The organism is Streptomyces sp. NBC_00536 (assembly GCF_036346295.1).
Classification (GTDB): domain Bacteria; phylum Actinomycetota; class Actinomycetes; order Streptomycetales; family Streptomycetaceae; genus Streptomyces.
The window spans coordinates 6,111,582-6,136,035 of record NZ_CP107819.1 but is presented as its reverse complement, the minus strand read 5'-3'; the positions used below and the strand labels follow the sequence as shown (position 1 = coordinate 6,136,035).

The 24,454-nt window shown below is 71.6% G+C and carries 1 protein-coding gene; it reads right to left on the bottom strand.

From position 1 onward, the window contains the following. Window positions 1-63: 63 nt before the first annotated feature. The gene (locus OHS33_RS27245) at window positions 64-24,453 is read right to left on the bottom strand and encodes a type I polyketide synthase (RefSeq protein WP_330333034.1); all 24,390 of its coding nucleotides are present in this window, start codon (window positions 24,451-24,453) and stop codon (window positions 64-66) included. Window position 24,454 lies beyond the last annotated feature (1 nt).

The following is a 24,454-nucleotide window of genomic DNA, read 5'->3' as shown; positions in this document are numbered from 1 at the left end:
AATTGCGGAATGCATACGGACATCGGATCGGTCATCGGATTGACCATCGGATCGGTCATCTGATCAGGATTTCCCGAATTCGTTGTTGATGATGTCGAAGAGGTCGTCGGCGGATGCCGATTCGATGGATATTTCTTCGTCCTCTCCGATGACCGCTCGTTCTGCCCTGTTCCAGTTCGACAGGAGCGATTCGAGCCGTGCGGTGACGCGGGCGCGTTCGGTGGTGTCCTCGGGAACCGACGAGAGGAGGAATTCCAGCCTGTCGATCTCCGCGAGTGCGGGAAGTTCGGGCGTGGTGTCCTCGCCGAGGAGTTCCGCCCGGATGTGCGCGGCCAGTGCGGCCGGGGTCGGGTAGTCGAAGACCAGGCTTGCGGGCAGCCGCAGTCCGGTGGCGGTGGTGAGGCGGTTGCGCAGCTCGACCGCGGTGAGCGAGTCGAAGCCCAGCTCCTTGAAGGCACGGGCCGCCTCGACCGTCGCCGCTCCCCCGTGTCCGAGGACGACGGCGACCTGCGCACGGACCAGGTTCAGGACGACGCCCTCGGCCTCGGTTCCGCTCATCCCCCGCAGCTCGGCTTCGAGTCCCGCCGCTTCCCCGGCCGCGGTGGCGGCTCCGTCCTGCTCCGCCGCCAGAGCGCGGCGCACTTCGGGGAGATCGGTGATCAGCGGACGCGGCCGGGCGGCGGTGAAGGCCGGCACGAACAGGTCCCAGTCGACGTCGGCCACCGTCACCGCCGTCTCGTCCCCGTCCAGCGCCTGCTGGAGGGCGGCGATCGACAGCTCCGGCGCCATGACAGGCAGGCCGCGGCGGCGCAGCTGCCCGGCCGCCTCGTCGTCGGCGACCAGGCCGCCCTCGCCCCACGGACCCCAGGCCACGGACGTGGCCTTCAGACCGCGGGCCCGACGCTGCTGGGCCAGGGCGTCGAGGTGGGCGTTGGCCGCCGCGTAGGCGCCCTGGCCGCCACTGCCCCAGACACCGGCGATGGAGGAGAAGAGGACGAAGGCGTCCAGGTCCGTGCCGTCGAGCAGCTCGTCGAGGTGTGCGGCGCCCGCGACCTTGGCGGCGACGACGTCGGCGACCTCGCCGGGGCCGGTCTCGGCGAGCGGCGCGAACTGCCCGGCGCCCGCCGTGTGGAAGACGGCGGTGAGAGCGGGACCGTACACGCCGTCGGCGAGCCCGGCGAGCAGCTCCGACACGGCGGCCCGGTCGGTCACGTCGCAGGCGACGGCCGTCGCCCCGGCACCCAGCGCGGCGATCTCGGCGATCAGCGCGTCGGCGCCGGGCGCCTGCGGACCCCTCCTGCTGAGCAGGACCAGGTGCTCCGCGCCGTGTGCCGCGAGCCAGCGGGCGACGTGCCCGCCGAGCGCGCCGGTGCCTCCGGTGACCAGGACGGTGCCGCGCGGCCGCCAGGCGGAGCCGGCCGACGCGTCGGTGCCCGATGCCCCGGTGGTGGTGGGAGGCGCGGCGTGCCCGATCCGGCGGGCGAGCAGGCCCGCCGACCGTACGGCGATCTGGTCCTCGTCCCCGGCACCCGCGAGGACGGCGAGCAGCCGGTCGAGTGCCCGCTCGTCCGCCGGTACGGGCAGATCGACGAGCCCGCCCCAGCGCTCGGGGTGTTCCAGGGCCACGACCCGGCCGAGGCCCCAGACCTGCGCCTGCGCCGCACTCCTGATCAGGTCGGAGGGTACGGTCGCCACCGCGCCTGTGGTGAGGCACCACAGCGGGGCGTCGACTCCGGCGTCGCCGAGGGCCTGGACGAGCGTCCCGGTCAGGAGCAGCCCGGTGGGCACCGCCGGATGGGCCGGGTGCGGGTGTTCGGCGAGCGCCAGCAGGGACAGCACGCCGTCGGCCCGGTCGCCCGCGAGCGCCTCACGGATCCGGCCTGCCACGCCGTCGCGCTCCAACTCGCTCGCTTGCAGCGCTACTTCCCGTACATCCACGCCCTGGGCTGCCAGTGCGGCGGAGACCGCGGGCAGGCCGTCGAGGCCGGTGGCGGGGGTCACGACGAGCCAGGTCCCGGACGGGCGGGTGATGGCCGGATCGGCCATCGGCTTCCAGGTGACCGCGTAGCGCCAGCCGTCGACGACCGACTGCTCCTTGCGCTGCCGCCGCCAGGCGGACAGTGCGGGCAGCAGGGCGCTCAGCGGCTGATCGGCGTCGATGTCCAGGGTGGCGGTGAGCGCGGAGAGATCCGCGTTGTCGACGGCCGCCCAGAACTGCGCGTCCACTTCGCCGAGCGATCCGGGCAGGGACTCGACGGCCACCGTGGCGGCCGCCGCCTCCTCCAGCCAGTAGCGCGTGCGCTGGAAGGCGTAAGTGGGGAGGTCGACGCGCTCGGTGCCGATGCCGGAGTAGTACGCGGCCCAGTCGACGGTGACGCCGTGGGTGTGCGCGCGGGCGAGGGCCGTGGTGATCGTCTCGGCCTCGGGACGGCCCTTGCGGAGCACGGGCACGAACAGCGCGTCACCGCTGGTGCTGGTGACACAGTCCTGGGCCATCGCCGACAGGACGCCGTCCGGGCCGAGTTCGACGTACGCCGTAACGCCTGCGGCTTCCAGGGCGCGGATGCCGTCCAGGAAGCGGACGGCCTCGCGGACGTGACGCACCCAGAAGTCCGCCGAGCCCATCTCATCGGTGACGAGAGCGCCGGTGAGGTTCGAGACGATCGGGATGCGCGGAGCCTCGTACGACAGGCCCTCCGCCACCTTGCGGAAGTCGGCGAGCATGCCGTCCATGTGCGGCGAATGGAACGCGTGACTGACCGTGAGCCGCTTGGACTTGCGGCCCTTGAACGACTCGGCGATCGCCACGGCGTCGGCCTCGTCACCGGCGATCACGACCGACCGCGGACCGTTGACCGCGGCAATGCTCACCCGGTCGGTCAGCAGCGGCAGGACCTCGTCCTCGGACGCCTGGATCGCGATCATCACACCGCCGGTCGGCAGCGCCTGCATGAGCCGCCCACGTGCCTCGACCAGCGCGCAGGCGTCGTCCAGGGACAACACCCCCGCCACATGCGCGGCCGCGATCTCACCGATCGAATGACCCGCCAGGAAGTCCGGCTTCACACCCCAGCTCTCCACCAGCCGGAACAACGCCACCTCGACCGCGAAGAGAGCCGGCTGGGTGTGCGCAGTCTCGTCCAGCAGACCCGCATCCACACCGAACAGCACATCCCTCAAAGGCAGTTCAAGCCGCGCACACACCGCATCCAACGCATCCGCGAACACCGGATACGCCTCGTACAGCTCACGGCCCATCCCCAGCCGCTGACTCCCCTGACCCGTGAACAGGAACGCCAGCCCGCCCTCGGTCACCCTGCCCTGCACCAGGCCCGGAGCGGGCTGCCCGGAGGCCAGCGCCGTGAGACCGGCCAGGAACTCGTCACGTTCCGTCGCGACGACCACGCCACGCCACTCAAGGGCGGCCCTCGATGTCGCGAGCGAATAGGCCACGTCGGCGGGCTGGAGGAGCGGGTCGGAAGCGATGCGCGTCCGCAGCCGCTCGGCCTGGACGCGCAGCGCCGCCTCGCTCTTCGCCGAGAGCGCCCACGGCATGACGCCGGGCTGATGCGGCCGGGCGGTCGGATTCGGCTCCTCGGGCTGCGGTGCCTGTTCCAGAACCGTGTGAGCGTTGGTCCCGCTGAAGCCGAACGACGACACACCCGCACGACGCGGCCGACCGGTCTCGGGCCACTCCACGGCGTCGGTCAGCAGGGCGATGTCGCCTGCCGACCAGTCGACGTGCGGGGTCGGCTCGTCCACGTGCAAGGTCTGGGGCAACACCCCGTGCTGCATGGCGAGGACCATCTTGATGATGCCCGCGACACCGGCGGCGGCCTGCGTGTGACCAATGTTCGACTTGATCGAGCCGAGCCACAGCGGCCGGTCGGCCTCGCGCTCGCGGCCGTACGTGGCGATGAGCGCCTGCGCCTCGATCGGGTCGCCGAGCCTCGTGCCGGTGCCGTGCGCCTCGACCGCGTCCACCTCTGCGGCGGACAAGCCCGCGTTGGCGAGGGCCTGGCGGATCACGCGCTGCTGCGAGGGGCCGTTCGGCGCGGTCAGGCCGTTGCTCGCGCCGTCCTGGTTGATGGCCGAGCCCCGGACCAGGGCCAGGACCGGGTGGCCGTTGCGCCGTGCGTCCGACAGCCGCTCCACGAGGAGCATGCCGACGCCCTCGCCCCAGCCCGTACCATCCGCTGCCGCAGCGAACGCCTTGATACGGCCGTCCTCCGCGAGCCCACGCTGACGGCTGAAGTCGATGTAGGCACCGGGCGACGACATGACGGTGACGCCACCGGCCAGTGCGAGCGAGCACTCGCCGCTGCGCAGCGCCTGGACCGCCCAGTGCAGGGCGACCAGCGACGCGGAGCACGCGGTGTCCACCGTGACGGCCGGGCCTTCGAGCCCGAAGGCGTAGGACAGCCGACCGGAGACGACGCTCGCCGCATTGCCCGTACCGAGGAACCCTTCGAGCCCGTCCGGGACGGTCTGGAGCATCGCTCCGTAGTCCTGGCCGTTGGTGCCGACGAAGACACCGGCCTGGCTGCCGCGCAGCGACGACGGGTCGATCCCGGCGCGCTCGAAGGCCTCCCAGGAGGTTTCGAGCAGCAGCCGCTGCTGCGGGTCCATGGCGAGGGCCTCGCGCGGCGAGATCCCGAAGAAGTCCGCGTCGAAGTCGGCGGCGTCGTAGAGGAACCCGCCCGCGCGGGCGTAGAAGGTGCCCTGCTTGTCGGGGTCGGGGCTGTAGAGCCGACTCAGGTCCCAGCCTCGGTCGGCGGGGAACTCGCCGATGGCGTCACCGCCGGTCGACAGCAGTCGCCAGAGGTCTTCCGGGGTCCGTACGCCACCGGGGAAGCGGCAGCTCATCGCGACGATCGCGATCGGATCGTCGTCCACAGCAACGACGTTGGACACCGGACCGGACACCACGGCCGACGCACCGAGCAACTCGCCCCGCAGGTACGCGGCGAGAGCCGTGGCGGTCGGGTAGTCGAAGATCAGCGTGGCCGGCAGGCGTACACCGGTCGCGGCACCGAGCCTGTTGCGCAGCTCGACAGCGGTCAGGGAGTCGAAGCCCAGCTCCTTGAAGGCCCGTTCGGCACCCACGGCGTCCGAGCCGCCATGTCCGAGTACGGCGGCGACATGCGTACGGACCAGGTTCAGCAGCTCCCGTTCCTGCTCGGCCCCGCCGAGCGCGGCCAGCCGCTCGACGAACGAACCGGCCCCCTCGGAGGGCGTTGCGCCACCCGTACGGGAATCCGTTCCGGCGGGGCGAGCCTCGGGCAACTCGGCAAGGAGGTTGCTGGGGCGTACGACGGTCAGGGCAGGAGCGAACCGCTGCCAGTCCACGTCGACCACCGTCAGCGCCGCATCGGCGGACCCGACGCTCTGACGCAGAAGACTCAGTGCCGCGTCCGGCGCCATCGGGGGCAGACCCTCGCGGCGCATCCGTGCATCCATCGCGTCATCGGCGGCCATGCCGCCGTCCGCCCACGGACCCCAGGCGAGCGATAGCGCCGCGAGACCATCCGCACGCCGCTGCTCGGCCAGAGCGTCCAAGTAGGCGTTGGCGGCCGCGTAGTTGGCCTGACCGGCCGCACCCACCGTGCCACTCATCGAGGAGAAGAGGACGAAGGCGGAGAGTTCGATACCGAGGTCGGCCGACAGCTCGTGCAGGTTGCGGGCCGAGACGGCCTTGGCGCGCAGGACGCTGTCGAAGCGGTCCGGGGTCAGCGCATCCAACACCCCGTCGTCCAGAACACCGGCCGTGTGCACCACGGCCGTCAGGGTCCCGGCCTCAGCCGAGAGCAGGGCACGCAGAGCGTCACGGTCAGCGGCGTCACACGCCACGACGGATGTCTCGACGCCAAGCCCGGTCAGCTCCTGGACGAGTTCCGCCGCACCGGGAGCGTCCGGACCACGACGGCTGGTCAGAACCAGACGCTCAGCGCCCGCCCCGGCCAGCCAACGCGCGACCCGGCCACCCAGAGCACCCGTACCGCCCGTCACCAGGACCGTGCCCGTCGGCGCCCACGCCGCAGCGCCCTCGGCCCGCGGCGCACGCACCAGACGACGACCGAACACACCGGACGCCCGAACCGCGACCTGATCCTCAACCCCACCCGCACCCGCAAGCACACCGACAAGACGGGACACAGCCCGCTCATCCAGCACCTCAGGCAGATCGACCAGCCCGCCCCAACGCTCGGGAACCTCCAGAGCAGCAACCCGACCCAGACCCCACACCTGCGCCTGAACCGGCGACAGAAGCCGGTCCGAACGCCCCACCGACACCGCACCACGGGTCAGACACCACAACGGCGCCTCCACCCCGGCATCACCCAACGCCTGCACCAAACCAGCAGTCGCCAACAACCCCCCGGACTCATCCAGCCCAAGAAGCGAAACCACACCAGCGACAGAGCCCTCGCCAGCCAGCAGCCCAGCCAGCGCGACCCGATCCACACCCGCCTCAACCACAACCCTGCGGACCTCAACACCACGCCCAGCCAGCGCACCCACCACAGCGGAGTCATCCACACCCCCAGCCTGCGAAACCACCACCCAAGAACCGGACAACCCCGACGTCGAGGCATCAGCCAGCGGCTTCCACGAGACCCGGTAGCGCCAGCCCTCCACCTCCGACTGGGCACGCCGCTCCCGCCGCCACGCCGACAGCACAGGCAGGACGCTGCTCCACGCGCTCTCGTCGTCGACCTCCAGGGTGGCGGCCAGCGACTCCAGATCCTCACGCTCCACGGCATCCCAGAACCGGGCGTCCACCTCGTCGGTGACACCGCTCTGCGTGATGCGGGGGATATGCAGCCAGTAGCGCTGCCGTTGGAAGGCGTACGTCGGCAGTTCAATCCGCTCAGCGCCCGTACCGGCGAAGAACGCCGACCAGTCGACCTCCACACCCCGCACATGCGCCTGAGCCAACGCGGTCACCGCGGTCTCGGCCTCGGGACGGCCAGAACGCAGGACCGGCACGAAGGCAGCAGCGCCGTCCTCGCTGACGCACTCCTGCGCCAGCGCCGACAGCACACCGTCCGGGCCGAGTTCGACGTACGTCGTAACCCCAGCAGCCTCCAACGCCCGGATACCGTCCAGGAAGCGCACAGCCTCCCGGACATGCCGCACCCAGAAGTCAGCCGAGCCCATCTCGTCGGTGACGAGGGCGCCGGTGAGGTGGGAGACGACGGGGATGCGCGGAGCCGCGTACGACAGGCCCTCGGCGATCTCACGGAAGTCGGCGAGCATGCCGTCCATGTGCGGCGAATGGAACGCGTGACTGACCGTGAGCCGCTTGGACTTGCGGTCCTTGAAAGAGTCCACGATCGCCACCGCGTCGGCCTCGTCACCCGCGATCACGACCGACTGCGGACCGTTGACCGCGGCAATGCTCACCCGGTCCGTCAGCAGCGGCAGGACTTCATCCTCAGACGCCTGGACGGCGATCATCACGCCACCACCGGGCAGCGCCTGCATGAGCCGCCCGCGGGCCTCGACCAGCGTGCAGCCGTCGTCCAGAGACAGCACCCCGGCCACGTGCGCGGCCGCGATCTCACCGATCGAATGCCCCGCCACGAAATCGGGCTTCAGGCCCCACGACTCCACCAGCCGGAACAACGCCACCTCAACCGCGAACAGCGCAGGCTGCGTATACGCGGTCTCATCCAGCAGACCCGCATCCGCCCCGAACAGCACATCCCTCAGCGGCAGTTCCAGCCGCGCACACACCGCGTCCAGAGCCCCCGCGAAGACGGGATACGCCTCGTACAGCTCACGCCCCATCCCCAGCCGCTGACTCCCCTGCCCCGTGAACAGGAACGCCAGCTTCCCGCCCACCGGCGAACCCTCCACCAGCCCCGCCGCCGAACCACCGTCCGCCAGCGCCGCAAGGCCGGCCAGCATCCCCTCGCGGTCGGCGGCGACCACCGTCGCGCGGTCCTCGAAGGAGGCCCGGCCCACGGCCAGCGACCCGGCGATGTCAACCGGACGCAGTTCCGGTGCGTGGAGCACGTACGACTGGAGCTGACGTGCCTGCGCTCGCAGGGCCTCCTGGCCCTTCCCGGAGAGCACCCACGGAACCACCGGAACCACCGACACCACCGGCACCACCGGCACCACCGGCACCGTCGGAGCGCTCGGCGCCGCTTCACGGGCCGGCGGCTGCTCGATGATCGTGTGGGCATTGGTGCCGCTGATGCCGAACGACGACACACCCGCACGGCGCGGACGGCCCGTCTGCGGCCAGGGCATCGCCCCGGTCAGCAGGGAGACGTCACCGGCTTCCCAGTCGACCTGCGGTGACGGCTCGTCGACGTGCAGGGTCTGCGGCAGTACACCGTGCCGCATCGCCATGACCATCTTGATGATGCCCGCGACACCGGCTGCCGCCTGCGTGTGACCGATGTTGGACTTGATCGAGCCGAGCCACAGCGGGCGGCCCGCCTCGCGCTCGCGGCCGTACGTGGCCAGGAGTGCCTGCGCCTCGATCGGGTCGCCGAGCCGGGTGCCCGTACCGTGCGCCTCCACCGCGTCCACGTCGGCGGCGGACAGCCCCGCACCGGCCAGCGCCTCGCGGATGACGCGCTGCTGGGAAGGCCCGTTCGGCGCGGTCAGGCCGTTGCTCGCACCGTCCTGGTTGATCGCCGAGCCACGGACCACGGCCAGGACCGGGTGGCCGTTGCGTTCGGCGTCGGAGAGGCGTTCCACCAGGAGCATGCCCGCGCCTTCGGCCCAGCCCGTACCGTCCGCCGCCGCGGCGAAGGACTTGCACCGGCCGTCGACCGAGAGGCCGCGCTGGCGGCTGAAGTCGACGAAGGTCTCGGGGGTGGCCATGACGGCGACACCGCCGGCCAGTGCCATCGTGCACTCGCCGCTGCGCAGGGCCTGGATCGCCCAGTGCAGGGCGACGAGTGACGACGAGCAGGCCGTGTCGACGGTGACCGCCGGGCCTTCGAGGCCGAAGGTGTAGGCGATCCGGCCGGAGGCGATGCTGCCGGCGTTGCCGGTGCCGAGGTAGCCCTCGACCCCTTCGGGCAGTTCGACGGCACTGCCGCCGTCGCCGATGCCGGTCACGTAGTCGTGGTACATCACACCGGCGAACACGCCCGTACGGCTTCCGCGCAGCGTCGCCGGGTCGATTCCGGCCCGCTCGAAGGCCTCCCACGAGGTTTCGAGGAGCAGGCGCTGCTGCGGGTCCATGGCGAGGGCCTCGCGCGGCGAGATCCCGAAGAACCCGGGGTCGAAGTCGGCCGCGTCGTGCAGGAAGCCGCCTTCGCGGGTGTACGAGGTGCCCGCGTGGTCCGGGTCGGGGTGGTAGAGGGCCTCGACGTTCCAGCCGCGGTCGGACGGGAAGCCGGTGATGCCGTCGCCGCCGGTGGCGACGAGCTGCCACAGGTCTTCCGGCGACCGCACGCCGCCGGGGAAGCGGCAGCCCATGCCGACGATGACGATCGGGTCCTCGCCGGTCACGGACGTGACCGTGGCGGGACGTGCGGGTGCCTTCCGGCCCCGTACGGCGTCCTGGTGCCCGGCGGTTCCCGCCAGCTCGGCGAGCAGGTGCCGGGCCAGCGCCACCGGAGTCGGGTAGTCGAAGACGAGGGTCGGCGAGAGCCTGAGGCCGGTCGCGGCCTTCAGGACGTTGCGCAGCTCGACGGCCGTGAGGGAGTCGAAGCCGAGTTCCTTGAAGGCGCGGTCCGCGTCGACCGCGCGGGCGTCGGTGTGGCCGAGGACTTCGGCCACCCGCCCGCACACCAGGTCCAGCAGCATGTCCTCGCGCTCCGCGTCCGGCAGTGCGGACAGCCTGGCCGTCAGGGGCGATGCCCCGTCCGCCGCCGCGCGCTGCTCGACCGCGCGCCGCGGGGGCACCCGTACGAGGGCCCGCAGCAGCGCCGGGGTCTCGCCCGTGGAGACGGCCTGCGCCCGGGCCACCGCGAGGTCGAGGCGCATGGGCAGCAGGACCGCCGCGTCCACCGTCATCGCGGTGTCGAAGAGGGCGAGGCCCTCGTCGCCGGAGAGCCCGCCGACACCGTCCCGGGCGATGCGCCGCAGGTCGACCTCGTCGAGCCGCTGGGCCATGCCGCCCGTCTGCGGGGCCCACAGGCCCCACGCGAGTGAGGTGGCCGGCAGACCTTCGGCGCGGCGCTGCTCCGCCAGGGCTTCCAGGAAGGCGTTGGCGGCCGCGTAGTTCGCCTGCCCGGCCGCGCCGAACGCTGCGGCGGCGCCCGAGAAGAGGACGAATGCCGAGAGGCCGAGTTCCCGCGTCAGCTCGTGCAGGTTCCAGGCGGCGTCCACCTTCGGACGCAGCACGGCGGCCACGCGCTCGGGGGTGAGCGAGGAGAGGATGCCGTCGTCCAGTACGCCCGCCGTGTGCACCACGGCGGTCAGCGGGTGCTCGGACGGGACGGCCTCCAGGAGCGCGGCGAGCGCGGAGCGGTCGGCGACGTCGCAGGCGACGAGTTCGACGTGCGCCCCCAACTCCACGAGTTCTGCGACCAGTTCGGCCGCGCCTTCGGCATCGGGGCCGCGACGGCTGGTGAGCAGCAGTCGCTCCACCCCGTACGCCGTCACCAGATGGCGGGCGAAGAGTCCGCCCAGGGTGCCGGTGGCTCCGGTCACGAGCACCGTGCCGGACGGGTCACCGAGTGTGCGGAGCGGCTCTGCCGCGGCGTCCGCCGAAGGAACGCGCGCCAGGCGCGGCGTACGGAGTTCTCCGCGTCGTATCGCCAGTTCCGGCTCACCGGCGGCCAGCGCGGCGGGTACCGCCGCGAGCGAGGCCGTGTCCTGGTCGAGGTCGAGCATCAGCAGCTGGCCGGGGTTCTCGGACTGCGCCGAGCGCAGCAGGCCGCGTACGGCGCTGCCCGCCAGGTCCCGAACGCCCGCGCCGGGCTCGCCCGCCACCGCGCCGGAGGTCAGCCACACCAGGCGCGTGGTGGCGAACCGCTCGTCCGCCAGCCATTCCTGCACGAAGGACAGCGCGTCCGTCACGGCCGCGTGCACGGAGGCCGCCGTGGTGCCGGGCGCCGGAAGGACCCCCGGGTGTACGAACACGGCGTCCGGCACCGGCGCGCCGGCCGCGAGCGCGGCACCGAGCGCGGGGGCGTCGTCGTACGCCGTCACCTGCGCCCCGGTGGCCGCCAGACCGAGTCCGTCGCGGCCCAGGACGGCCCATCGCCGTCCGGCGGAGTCGCCGTGCGGCGCGGCGGCCTTCGCCACGGGCAGCCACTCCACCGTGAAGAGCGAGTCGAGGTGACCACCGTCGGCCGCGCGCACCTGGTCGGCCGACGCGGTACGCAGGGTCAGCGACTCCACGGCCGCCACCGGACGTCCGGTCTCGTCCGCGACGAGCAACGCCAAGGTGTGGGCGTCGTCGGGCGTGTGCGGGGTCAGCCGCATCCTGAGCGAGGAGGCGCCCGCCGCGTACAGCGAGACTCCGGCCCAGGAGAAGGGCAACAGCGCTCCGGCCGTTGCCGGTTCCGGCCGCTCGTCGTGGCCGATGGCATGCAGACCGGCGTCCAGCAGGGCCGGGTGCAGCCCGAACCGAGCCGCCTCACGCCGGGCCTCACCCGGGAGCGCCACCTCGGTGAACAGCTCGCCGTCCCGCCGCCACGCCCCCTTGAGCCCCTGGAACAGCGGCCCGTAAGCCACACCGGCCTCGGCGAGCTGCTCGTACAGACCTCGTACGTCCACGGCTACGGCTCCGACCGGCGGCCAAGTGGCCAGCGCCTCGAACTCCCCTGTCCCTTCGGTCAGTTCCTGGCCGGAAACACCGACAGCCAGCACTCCGGAGGCGTGACGCGTCCACGGCTCCTCCGCGAAGGCGTCCTGCCGACGCGAGTGCACGCTGAACGGCCGCTGCCCGGGCCCGCTCGGCGCCTCGACGACGAGCTGCAGCTGCACACCGCCCCGCTCGGGGACGACGAGGGGCGCTTCGAGAGTCAGCTCCTCGACGACATCGCATCCGACCTGGTCACCGGCCCGGATCGCCAGGTCGACGAAGGCCGTGCCCGGCAGCAGGACGCTGCCGAGGATGGTGTGGTCGGCGAGCCAGGGGTGGGTGTCGAGCGACAGCCGGCCGGTGAAGAGCACACCCTCGGAGTCGGCGAGCGCCACCGCCGCACCCAGCAGCGGGTGCCCGGCCTCCCCGAGCCCGATCGCCGTCGGATCGCCGGTGGCGAACGCGGCGGCACTGGGCCAGTAGCGCTGGCGCTGGAAGGCGTAGGTGGGGAGGTCGACGCGCCGGGCGCCGGTCCCGGCGAAGTACGCCTGCCAGTCGACGGGGATGCCGTGGACATGGGCCACCGCGAGGGCGGTGGTGACGGTCTCGGGCTCGGGGCGCGACTTGCGGAGTACCGGGATGAAGACGGAACCCTCGCCACCACCACTCACGCAGTCCTGGGCGAGCGCGGACAGTACTCCGTCGGGGCCGAGTTCGACGTACTTGGTGACGCCTGCGGCCTCCAGCGTGCGAATGCCGTCAAGGAAGCGGACGGCTTCGCGGACGTGGCGGACCCAGAAGTCGGCCGAGCCCATCTCGTCCGAGACGAGAGCGCCGGTGAGGTTCGAGACGACGGGGATGCGCGGAGCCTCGTACGACAGACCCTCGGCGATCTCACGGAAGGCGTCGAGCATGCCGTCCATGTGCGGGGAATGGAACGCGTGACTGACCGTGAGCCGCTTCGACTTGCGGCCGGTGAAGGACCCCGCGATCGCCACCGCGTCAGCCTCGTCACCAGCAATGACCACGGCCTGCGGGCCGTTGATCGCGGCAATGCTCACCCGGTCCGTCAGCAGCGGCAGGACCTCGTCCTCCGACGCCTGAACGGCGATCATCACGCCACCACCAGGCAGCGCCTGCATCAACCGCCCACGCGCGGACACCAGCGCGCACGCATCCTCCAGCGAGAACACCTCCGCCACATGCGCGGCCGCGATCTCACCGATCGAATGACCCGCCAGGAAGTCGGGAGTCAGACCCCACGACTCCACGAGCCGGAACAACGCCACCTCGACCGCGAACAGCGCGGGCTGCGTGTACGCGGTCTCGTCCAGCAGACCGGCTTCCGCCCCGAACAACACGTCCTTCAGCGGCACTTCAAGGTGCGCGTCCACACGCGCACACACGGCGTCGAGCGCGTCCGCGAACACCGGATACGTCTCGTACAGCTCACGGCCCATCCCCAGCCGCTGACTCCCCTGCCCCGTGAACAGGAACGCCGTACGGCCGTCGCTCACAGCCCCGGTGGTGATCCTCGGCGAGGGATCGCCGTCCGCAAGCCGGGCCAGTGCGTCCCGGAATTCCTGCGGGTCGTCGGTGGTCAGGACTGCGCGGTGTTCGAGATGCGCACGTGCCGTGGCGAGCGAGAAGGCCAGGTCGCCGGAGCCGAGGCCGTTGTTGTCCGCGGTCTCCAGGTGCGTCCGCAGGGCGGCAGCCTGGGCGCGCAGGGCCTCGGGGCTCTTCGCGGAGAGCGCGTACGGCACCGGGCGGGCGAGAGCCGGAGCGGTGGGCGGGACATCGCCATCCACCAACTGCCGGCCCGTCGGCGCCTGTTCGATGATGGTGTGGGCGTTGGTGCCGCTGATGCCGAAGGACGACACTCCGGCTCGCCTCGGCCGGTCCACCGTCGGCCAGGCCGTCTGCTCGGTCACCAGGGCGACCTCGCCCGCCGACCAGTCCACATGCGGGGTCGGCTCGTCCACGTGGAGCGTCTGCGGCAGCACACCGTGCTGCATGGCGAGGACCATCTTGATGATGCCCGCGACACCGGCCGCGGCCTGCGTGTGCCCGATGTTCGACTTGATGGAACCCAGCCACAGCGGGCGGCCCTCGGCACGGTCCTGCCCGTACGTCGCCAGCAGGGCCTGCGCCTCGATCGGGTCACCCAGCTTCGTACCGGTGCCGTGCGCCTCCACCGCATCCACATCCCCGGCCGACAGCCCCGCACTCGCCAGCGCCGCACGGATCACACGCTGCTGCGAAGGACCGTTCGGAGCGGTCAGACCATTACTCGCACCGTCCTGATTGACAGCCGAACCACGCACCACAGCCAACACCGGATGCCCGTTCCGCTCGGCATCGGACAACCGCTCCACCAGGAGCATGCCGACACCCTCACCCCAGCCCGTACCGTCCGCAGCAGCCGCGAATGCCTTGATACGGCCGTCCTCCGCGAGCCCGCGCTGACGGCTGAAGTCAACGAAGTTCTCGGGCGTCGACATGACGGTCACGCCACCGGCCAGCGCCATGCTGCACTCGCCGTTGCGCAGGGCCTGGATCGCCCAGTGCAGAGCGACAAGCGAGGACGAGCACGCCGTGTCGACCGTGACCGCCGGACCCTCCAGGCCCAGCGCGTAGGAGACCCGGCCGGACATCACACTGCCCGCGTTGCCCGTGCCCAAGTGGCCTTCCAGGCCCTCCGGTTCACGCGTGATGAGCGAGAGGTAGTCCTGGCCGTTGGTGCCGACGAAGACACCGGCCTGGCTGCCCCGCATCGAGAGCGGGTCGATCCCGGCCCGCTCGAAGGCCTCCCAGGACGTCTCCAGCAGCAGACGCTGCTGCGGGTCCATGGCGAGGGCCTCGCGCGGCGAGATCCCGAAGAAGCCGGGATCGAATTCCGCGGCCCCGTCGAAGAATCCGCCTTCGCGGGTGTACGAGGTGCCCGGCTGGTCCGGGTCGGGGCTGTAGAGCCTGTCCAGGTCCCAGCCGCGGTCGGCCGGGAACGCGCCGACGGCATCCGTACCGTCCACGAGGAGCTGCCACAGGTCTTCGGGAGTCCGTACGCCGCCGGGGAAACGGCAGCTCATCGCGACGATCGCGATCGGATCGTCGGCGGTGGAGACCACCGCGGGCAGCACCGTGTCGGCGACGCGCACGCTGCCGACCAGCTCACCCCGCAGGAACTCCGCGAGAGCGGCGGACGTGGGGTGGTCGTAGATCAGCGTGGCCGGGAGCCGAAGCTCGGTGGCCGAGCCGATGCGGTTGCGCAGCTCGACGGCCGTGAGGGAGTCGAAGCCGAGCTCCTTGAACGCCCGCCCCGCGCCTACGTTGTCCACTCCGGCGTGACCGAGCACGGCGGCCACCTGCGTACGGACCAGCTCCAGCAGCTCTCGCTGCTGCTCGGCCGGCGACTGGGCGGACAGCCGCCCGGAGAGGGAGTCCGGACGGTCGGCGCCGACGGCGGCCTGCGCACGGTCCTGTGTCGCGCGGGCGTCACGGACGTCACGAAGCTCACTGAACAGTTCGCTGTGCCGTGCGGCGACGAAGCCCGGGAGGAACCGGTCCCATTCGACATCGGCAACGGTGAGAACGGCGTCGTCGCCCGCGACGGCCTGCCGGAGGGCACGGATCGCCGGATCCGCAGGCATCGGAGGCACCCCGTCCCGACGCATGCGGGCTTCGAGTGCCTCGTCGGCGGCCATACCGCCCTCGGCCCACGGACCCCACGCGATGGACGTCGCCGCGAGACCATCGGCACGCCGCTGCTCGGCCAGAGCGTCCAAGTAGGCGTTGGCCGCCGCGTAGTTGGCCTGACCGGCCGCACCCACCGTGCCACTCATCGAGGAGAAGAGGACAAAGGCGGAGAGTTCAATACCCAGCTCAGCCGTCAGCTCGTGCAGGTTGAGCGCCGAGACCGCCTTGGCCCGCAGAACGCCGTCGAAACGATCCGGGGTCAGCGCATCCAACACCCCATCGTCCAGAACACCAGCCGTGTGCACCACAGCGGTCAGAGTCCCGGCCTCAGCAGAAAGCAGAGCACGCAGAGCATCACGGTCAGCGGCATCACACGCCACGACCGACACGTCCACCCCAGCCCCGGTCAGCTCGGCCACCAGCTCATCCGCACCCGGAGCATCCGGACCACGACGACTGGTCAGAACCAGACGCGATACGCCCGCCCCCGCCAGCCAACGCGCCACCCGGCCACCCAGAGCACCCGTACCCCCCGTCACCAGGACCGTCCCAGACGGAGCCCACACCGCAGCGCCCTCGGCCCGCGGCGCACGCACCAGACGACGACCGAACACACCAGACGACCGAACCGCGACCTGATCCTCAACCCCACCCGCACCCGCAAGCACAGCGACAAGACGGGACACAGCCCGCTCATCCAGCACCTCAGGCAGATCGATCAACCCACCCCAACGCTCCGGAACCTCCAGAGCAGCAACCCGACCCAGACCCCACACCTGCGCCTGAACCGGCGACAGAAGCCGATCCGAACGCCCCACCGACACCGCACCACGGGTCAGACACCACAACGGCGCCTCCACCCCGGCATCACCCAACGCCTGCACCAACGCAGCAGTCGCCAACAACCCCCCGGACTCATCCAGCCCAAGAAGCGAGACCACACCAGCGACAGAGCCCTCGCCAGCCAGCAGCCCAGCCAGCGCGCCCCGATCCACACCCGCCTGGACAACAACCCGGCGGACCTCAACACCACGCCCAGCCAGCCCGTTGACGACCGCCTCGACCCGCGCGCCGTCCGTCTCACGTCCGGCAGCAGGTACAGCTACGAGCCACGTCCCGCTCACCACGCCGGAGGACACCGCAGCCGTCACCGGCTTCCAGCTCGTCCGGTAACGCCATCCGTCGACCTGGGCCTGCTGCTGGCCCTGCCGACGCCAGGCCGAGAGCGCGGGGACTACGCTCGCCCACGCGCTCGCGTCGTCGAGGCCGAGCAGCGCAGCAAGGGACTCGACGTCCTCCTGCTCGATGACATCCCAGAAGCGGGCGTCCACCGCGTCGACCATCCCGCTGACCGGCGCACTCGCCGTCGTCGCCTCGGGCCAGAACCGCTGTCGCTGGAATGCGTACGTGGGCAGGTCGACCCGCTGGACACCGGTCCCGGCGAAGAACGCCGACCAGTCGACCTCCACACCCCGTACGTGCGCCTGAGCCAGCGCGGTGACCGCGGTCTCGGCCTCGGGACGGCCGGAGCGCAGGACCGGCACGAAAGCAGCAGCACCGTCCCCGCTGACACACTCCTGCGCCAGCGCCGACAACACACCCCCCGGGCCAAGCTCCACGTACGTCGTGACCCCCGCGACCTCCAGGGCCCGGATACCGTCCAGGAAACGGACGGCCTCCCGGACGTGACGCACCCAGAAGTCCGCCGAGCCCATCTCGTCGGTGACGAGAGCGCCGGTGAGGTTCGAGACGACGGGGATGCGTGGAGCCTCGTACGACAGGCCCTCCGCCACGGCCCGGAAGTCCTCCAACATGCCGTCCATGTGCGGCGAATGGAACGCATGACTCACCGTGAGCCGCTTGGACTTACGGTCCTTGAAAGCCTCCACGATCGCCACCGCGTCGGCCTCGTCACCCGCGATCACGACCGACTGCGGACCATTGACCGCGGCAATGCTCACCCGGTCCGTCAGCAGCGGCAGCACCTCAGCCTCAGACGCCTGCACCGCGATCATCACGCCACCACCAGGCAGCGCACCCATCAGCCGCCCACGCGCCTCCACCAGCACACAGGCATCGTCCAGGGACAGCACCCCGGCCACATGCGCGGCCGCAATCTCACCGATCGAATGCCCCGCCACGAAGTCCGGCTTCACACCCCAGCTCTCCACCAGCCGGAACAACGCCACCTCAACGGCGAACAGCGCAGGCTGCGTATACGCGGTCTCATCCAGCAGACCCGCATCAGCCCCGAACAGCACATCCCTCAGCGGGACTTCGAGATCCAGCCGCGCGCACACCGCATCGAGCGCATCCGCGAACACCGGATACGTCTCGTACAGCTCACGGCCCATCCCCAGCCGCTGACTCCCCTGTCCCGTGAACAGGAAAGCGAGCCCGCCGTCGGTCACCGTGCCCCGGATCAGACCCGGAGCCTGCTCGTCGGCGGCGAGGCTTCGCAGTGCGGCCGCGAGCCCTGCGCGGTCGTCCGCGTCGCCGACCACGATCGCGCGCGTCTCCAGCCCGGAGCGTCCGGTCGTGAGGGAGTAGGCGATGTCTCCGGCCGGGACGGCCGGGTTCCCGGCCAGGTGGGTCGCCAGTTGCTCGGCCTGTGCGCGCAGGCCGGCGTCGTTCTTGGCGGAGATGAGCAGCGGCAGAACGGACGGGGCGGTCCCCGCGCCGGTCGTCGGCTCGGTGTCGTCGGCCGGGGCTTCTTCGATGATGGTGTGGGCGTTCGTACCGCTCAGACCGAAGGACGACACACCTGCCCGCCGCGGGTGGCCGGTCGCGGGCCACTCCCGCTGCTCGGTGAGCAGGGCGATGTCACCCGCCGACCAGTCCACGTGGGTGGTCGGCTCGTCCACGTGCAGGGTCTGGGGAAGCACCCCGTGCCGCATCGCCAGCACCATCTTCATCACGCCCGCGACACCCGCCGCGGCCTGCGTGTGACCGATGTTCGACTTCACGGATCCCAGCCACAACGGCCGGTCATCCGGGCGGCCTTGACCGTACGTGGCGAGGAGGGCCTGCGCCTCGATCGGGTCACCGAGCCGGGTGCCCGTACCGTGCGCCTCCACCGCGTCCACGTCGGCGGCGGACAGCCCCGCACCGGCCAGCGCCTGGCGGATGACGCGCTGCTGGGAAGGCCCGTTCGGCGCGGTCAGGCCGTTGCTCGCACCGTCCTGGTTGATCGCCGAGCCACGGACCACGGCCAGGACCGGGTGACCGTTGGCCCGTGCGTCGGACAGCCGCTCCACCAGGAGCATGCCGACGCCCTCGCCCCAGCCCGTACCGTCCGCGGCCGACGCGAACGCCTTGATGCGTCCGTCTTCCGCGAGCCCGCGCTGACGGCTGAAGTCCACGAAGGCGTCGGGAGTGGACATCACCGTCACACCACCGGCCAGCGCCATGGTGCACTCGCCCTGGCGCAGCGCCTGCACCGCCAGGTGCAGCGCGACCAACGACGACGAGCAGGCCGTGTCGACCGTGATCGCCGGGCCTTCCAGGCCGAACACGTACGAGAGCCGGCCGGAGACGACGCTGGCCGCGTTGCCCGTGCCGACATGTCCTTCGAGTCCGTCGCCTTCGCGGGCGACCAGCGAAAGGTAGTCCTGGCCGTTGGTGCCGACGAAGACACCGGCCTGGCTGCCGCGCAGCGACGACGGGTCGATCCCGGCCCGCTCGAAGGCCTCCCAGGAGGTTTCGAGCAGCAGCCGCTGCTGCGGGTCCATGGCGAGGGCCTCGCGCGGCGAGATCCCGAAGAAGTCCGCGTCGAAGTCGGCGGCGTCGTAGAGGAACCCGCCTTCGCGGGTGTACGAGGTCCCGGACCGCTCCGGGTCGGCGTGGTACAGGCCGTCCAGGTCCCAGCCGCGGTCGGCCGGGAACGCGGCGACCGCGTCCGTGCCGTCCGCGAGGAGCTGCCAGAGCTGCTCGGGAGTCCGTACGCCGCCGGGGAAGCGGCAGCTCATCGCGACGATCGCGATCGGATCGTCGTCGGCGGCGACCACGGCGGGCAGGAGCGGTCCGGCGGCCTGGGCGCTGCCGGCCAGTTCGCCCCGCAGATACTCGGCGAGCGCGGCCGACGTGGGGTAGTCGTAAACGAGCGTGGTGGGGAGCCGGAGATCGGTGGCGGCTCCGAGGCGGTTGCGCAGCTCGACGGAGGTCAGGGAGTCGAAGCCCAGCTCCTTGAAGGCCCGTTCGGCACCGACCGCGTCCGATCCGTCGTGCCCGAGTACCGCGGCCACGTGCATACGGACCAGGCTGAGCAGTTCCCGCTCCTGCTCGGCCCGGGGCAGGCCCGCGAACCGGCCGGCGACGGTGGCGGCGACGTCGGCGCCGGTGACCACGAATCCGTGGCCGCCGGCGGCGGCCGTACCCTCCGCGCCGGCGGCGAAGTCACCGATCAACGGGTTGGGGCGGACGGCGGCGATGACGGAGGAGAGGCGCTCCCAGTCGATGTCGGCAACGGTCAGCGCCGTCTCGCCCGCGCCAACGGCCTGCTCCAGCGCGCGCATCGCGGAGGTGGGCGCCATCGGGGGCATGCCCTCGCGCCGCATCCGCGCGTCCATCGCGTCGTCGGCGGCCATGCCGCCCTCGGCCCACGGGCCCCAGGCAAGGGATGTCGCCGCGAGACCATCGGCACGGCGCTGCTCGGCCAGAGCGTCCAAGTAGGCGTTGGCCGCCGCGTAGTTGGCCTGACCGGCCGCACCGACCGTCCCTGTGACGGAGGAGAACAGCACGAAGGCGGAGAGCTCGATGTCCAACTCAGCCGTCAACTCGTGCAAGTTGAGCGCCGAGAGCGCCTTGGCACGCAGAACGCCGTCGAAACGATCCGGGGTCAGCGCATCCAACACCCCATCGTCCAGAACACCAGCCGTGTGCACCACAGCGGTCAGAGTCCCGGCCTCAGCAGAAAGCAGGGCACGCAGAGCATCACGGTCGGCGGCGTCACACGCCACGACCGACACGTCCACCCCAGCCCCGGTCAGCTCGGCAACCAGCTCCGCCGCACCCGGAGCATCCGGACCACGACGACTGGTCAGAACCAGACGCGATACGCCCGCCCCCGCCAGCCAACGCGCGACCCGGCCACCCAGAGCGCCCGTACCCCCTGTGACCAGGACCGTCCCAGACGGAGACCACGCGGCAGCACCCTCAACACGCGGCGCACGCACCAGACGACGACCGAACACACCAGACGCCCGAACCGCGACCTGATCCTCAACCCCACCCGCACCCGCACCCGCACCCGCACCCGCACCCGCAAGCACACCGACAAGACGAGCCACAGCCCGCTCATCCAGCACCTCAGGCAGGTCAATCAGCCCACCCCAACGCTCCGGAACCTCCAGAGCAGCAACCCGACCCAGACCCCACACCTGCGCCTGAACCGGCGACAGAAGCCGATCCGAACGCCCCACCGACACCGCACCACGGGTCAGGCACCACAACGGCGCCTCCACCCCGGCATCACCCAACGCCTGCACCAAACCAGCAGTCGCCAACAACCCCCCGGACTCATCCAGCCCAAGAAGCGAAACCACACCAGCGACAGAGCCCTCGCCAGCCAGCAACCCGGCCAGCGCGCCCCGATCCACACCCGCCTCAACCACAACCCGGCGGACCTCACCACCACACCCGGCCAGCGCACCCACCACAGCCGAGTCATCCACACCCACGGACGGCGAAACCACCAACCAAGAACCGGACAGCCCCGACGCTGCCCCGGAAACCTCACCAATCGGCTTCCACGACACCCGGTAACGCCAGCCCTCCACCTCCGACTCCGTACGGCGTCGGCGGCGCCAAGCGGACAGCGCCGGAACGACCTCGCTGAGCGGCTGTTCGCCGTCGAGGTCCAGTTCGAGGGCGGCCGCGAGCGTGGCCACGTCCTCGTGCTCGACGGCGTCCCAGAACACGCTGTCGACCGGATCGGCGCCGCGCGCCCGCTGCCCGGCGGACTCCGCGGGCCGGGTGCGGGAGTCCATCCAGTAGCACTGCCGCTGGAAGGCGTACGTCGGCAGATCGACGCGCTGGGCGCCCGTACCGGCGAAGTGCGCGGCCCAGTCCGCCTCCGCACCCCGCACGTGGGCGCGGGCGACGGCGTTGAGCAGGGTGGTCGGCTCCGGGCGGCCGGAGCGCAGCGCGGGGGCGAAGGCGGTGCTCTGCGGGTCGACGCAGTCCTGTGCCATGGCGGTGAGCACCGCGTCCGGTCCGAGCTCCAGGAAGGTGCGTACGCCGCGCTGGTGGAGGGTGCGTACGCCGTCGAGGAACCGTACGGCGTCCCGGACATGGCGCACCCAGTACTCGGGGGTGGTCAGTTCGGCGGCGGTCGCGGTGGTGCCGGTGAGGAGCGAGACGACGGGGAGGGTGGGCTTGGCGTAATCCAGCACCTGGGCGACGCGGAGGAACTCCTCCAGCATGCCGTCCATGTGGGGCGAGTGGAACGCGTGGCTGACGGACAGCCGCTTGGTCTTGCGGCCACCGGCCTCGAAGCTTTCCGCGATGGCGACCGCCGCGTCCTCGTCACCGGCGACGACCACGGCCTGCGGGCCGTTGATCGCGGCGATGCTCACCCGGTCCGTCAGCAGCGGCAGGACCTCAGCTTCAGACGCCTGCACGGCGATCATCACGCCACCACCAGGCAGCGCCTGCATCAGGCGGCCGCGCGCGGCGACGAGCATGCAGGCGTCCTCCAGTGAGAACACCCCGGCCACGTGCGCGGCGGCGATCTCGCCGATCGAGTGACCCGCGACGAAGTCGGGCTTGAGGCCCCAGCTGTCGACCAGACGGAACAGCGCGACCTCGACCGCGAACAGCGCCGGCTGCGTGTAGGCGGTCTGGTGCAGAAGTGCGGCCTCGGGGCTGTCCGGTTCGGCGAACAGGACGTCGAGGAGCGGGAGTTCGAGCTGCTCGTCCAGGTACCAGCAGGCGTCGTCGAGGGCGTCGGCGAACACCGGGTGGGTCTCGTACAGTTCGCGGCCCATGCCCAGGCGCTGGCTGCCCTGGCCGGTGAAGAGGAAGGCGAGCTTGCCCGGTTCGGGTGCGCCCTGGACCACGGAGGGCGTGTCGTTGCCCTCGGCGAGGGCGTGCAGTGCGGTGAGGAACGTCTCGCGGTCGTCGCCGAGGACGACGGCGCGCTGCTCGAAGCGGCCTCGGGTGGTCGCGAGGGAGTGGCCGATGTCGCGGGGGGTGACGTGCGGCTGCGCCGCGATCATGGTGCTCAGCCGGCGCGCCTGGGCGCGGAGGGCCTCGGGGGTCTTGGCGGAGAGCGCCCACGGCAGGAGACCGGGCGCTTGCCCATCGGTCGTGCGCGTGCCGTCGCGGTCCTGGGCCTCCGGCTCTTCGACGATGACGTGGGCGTTGGTGCCGCTCATGCCGAAGGAGGACACGCCCGCACGGCGCGGGCGGTCCGACTCGGGCCACTCCACGGCTTCGGTCAGCAGGGTGACCGCTCCGGCCTCCCAGTCGACGTGCGGGGTCGGCTCGTCGACGTGCAGGGTCCGGGGCAGCACTCCGTGCCGCATCGCCATGATCATCTTGATGATCCCGGCGACACCGGCGGCGGCCTGCGTGTGGCCGATGTTCGACTTCAGGGAGCCGAGCCACAGCGGCCGGTCCTCGGTGTGCTCCTGGCCGTAGGTGGCGAGGAGCGCCTGGGCCTCGATCGGGTCGCCGAGCCGGGTGCCGGTGCCGTGCGCCTCGACGACGTCGACCTCGGCGGCGGACAGGCCGGCGTTGGCGAGGGCCTGGCGGATGACGCGCTGCTGGGACGGACCGCTGGGTGCGGTGAGGCCGTTGCTGGCGCCGTCCTGGTTGATGGCGGAGCCACGGACGACCGCGAGGATGTGGTGGCCCTTGGCGCGCGCGTCGGAGAGCCGTTCGACCAGCAGCATGCCGACGCCCTCGCCCCACGCCGTACCGTCGGCGGCGGCCGCGAACGGCTTGCAGCGGCCGTCGGGGGCCAGGCCGCGCTGGCGGCTGAAGGAGACGAACGAGCCGGGGCTCGCCATGATGGCGACGCCGCCCGCGAGAGCGAGGGAGCATTCGCCGGTGCGCAGTGCCTGGACGGCGAGGTGGAGGGCGGCGAGCGAGGAGGAGCAGGCCGTGTCGACGGTGACCGTCGGGCCTTCGAATCCGAAGGTGTAGGCGATACGGCCGGAGGCGACGCTGGCCGCGTTTCCGGTGACGAGGTAGCCCTCGAATCCGTCGGTGGCGTCCTGGAGCCGGGGACCGTATTCCTGGGTTTCGGCGCCGACGAATACGCCGACCTGATCGCCGCGCAATGCGGCGGGGTCGACTCCGGCGCGGTCGAATGCCTCCCAGGACGCTTCGAGAAGGAGTCGCTGCTGCGGGTCCATGGCGAGGGCTTCGCGCGGAGATATCCCGAAGAATGCCGCGTCGAATGCGTCGGCGTCGTGCAGGAATCCGCCCTCGCGGGCATAACTGGTGCCGGCCCGGTCGGGGTCCGGGTCGTACAGCGCGTCGAGATCCCAGCCGCGCCCGGTGGGAAATGCGGAAATGGCGTCGGTGCCGGTCTCGACGAGGTTCCACAGCGCCTCGGGGGACTGTACGCCGCCGGGGAAGTGGCAGCCGATGCCGACGATGGCGATGGGTTCGTCGCTGCCGGCCGCGGCGGCGACGGGCGCCTCGGCGGGCCCGGTCAGTCCGAGGACCGCCGCGTGCAGGTGGCGGGCGAGGTGCGCGGGGGTGGGGTGGTCGAAGGCCAGGGTGACCGGCAGTCGCAGGCCGGTTCCGGCGACGAGCCTGGCGTGCAGGTCGACCGCGGCGAGCGAATCGAAGCCCAGGTCCAGGAAGGGACGGTGGGGGTCGAGACGGTCGGGGGCCGCGTCCCGCAGTGCGGCGGATGCCAGCGAGGACACCCATTCCAGCAGTGCGGCGTGCTGCTCGGTCTCGGTGAGGCCGGCCAGGCGCTGCTGCCACGACGTCGCGCCTTCAGGACTTTCGCCCTGCGTTCCACCGACTTCGGAGGCGACATTGATTTCGGGAGTGAATTCCTCGGACTCATTCAACATC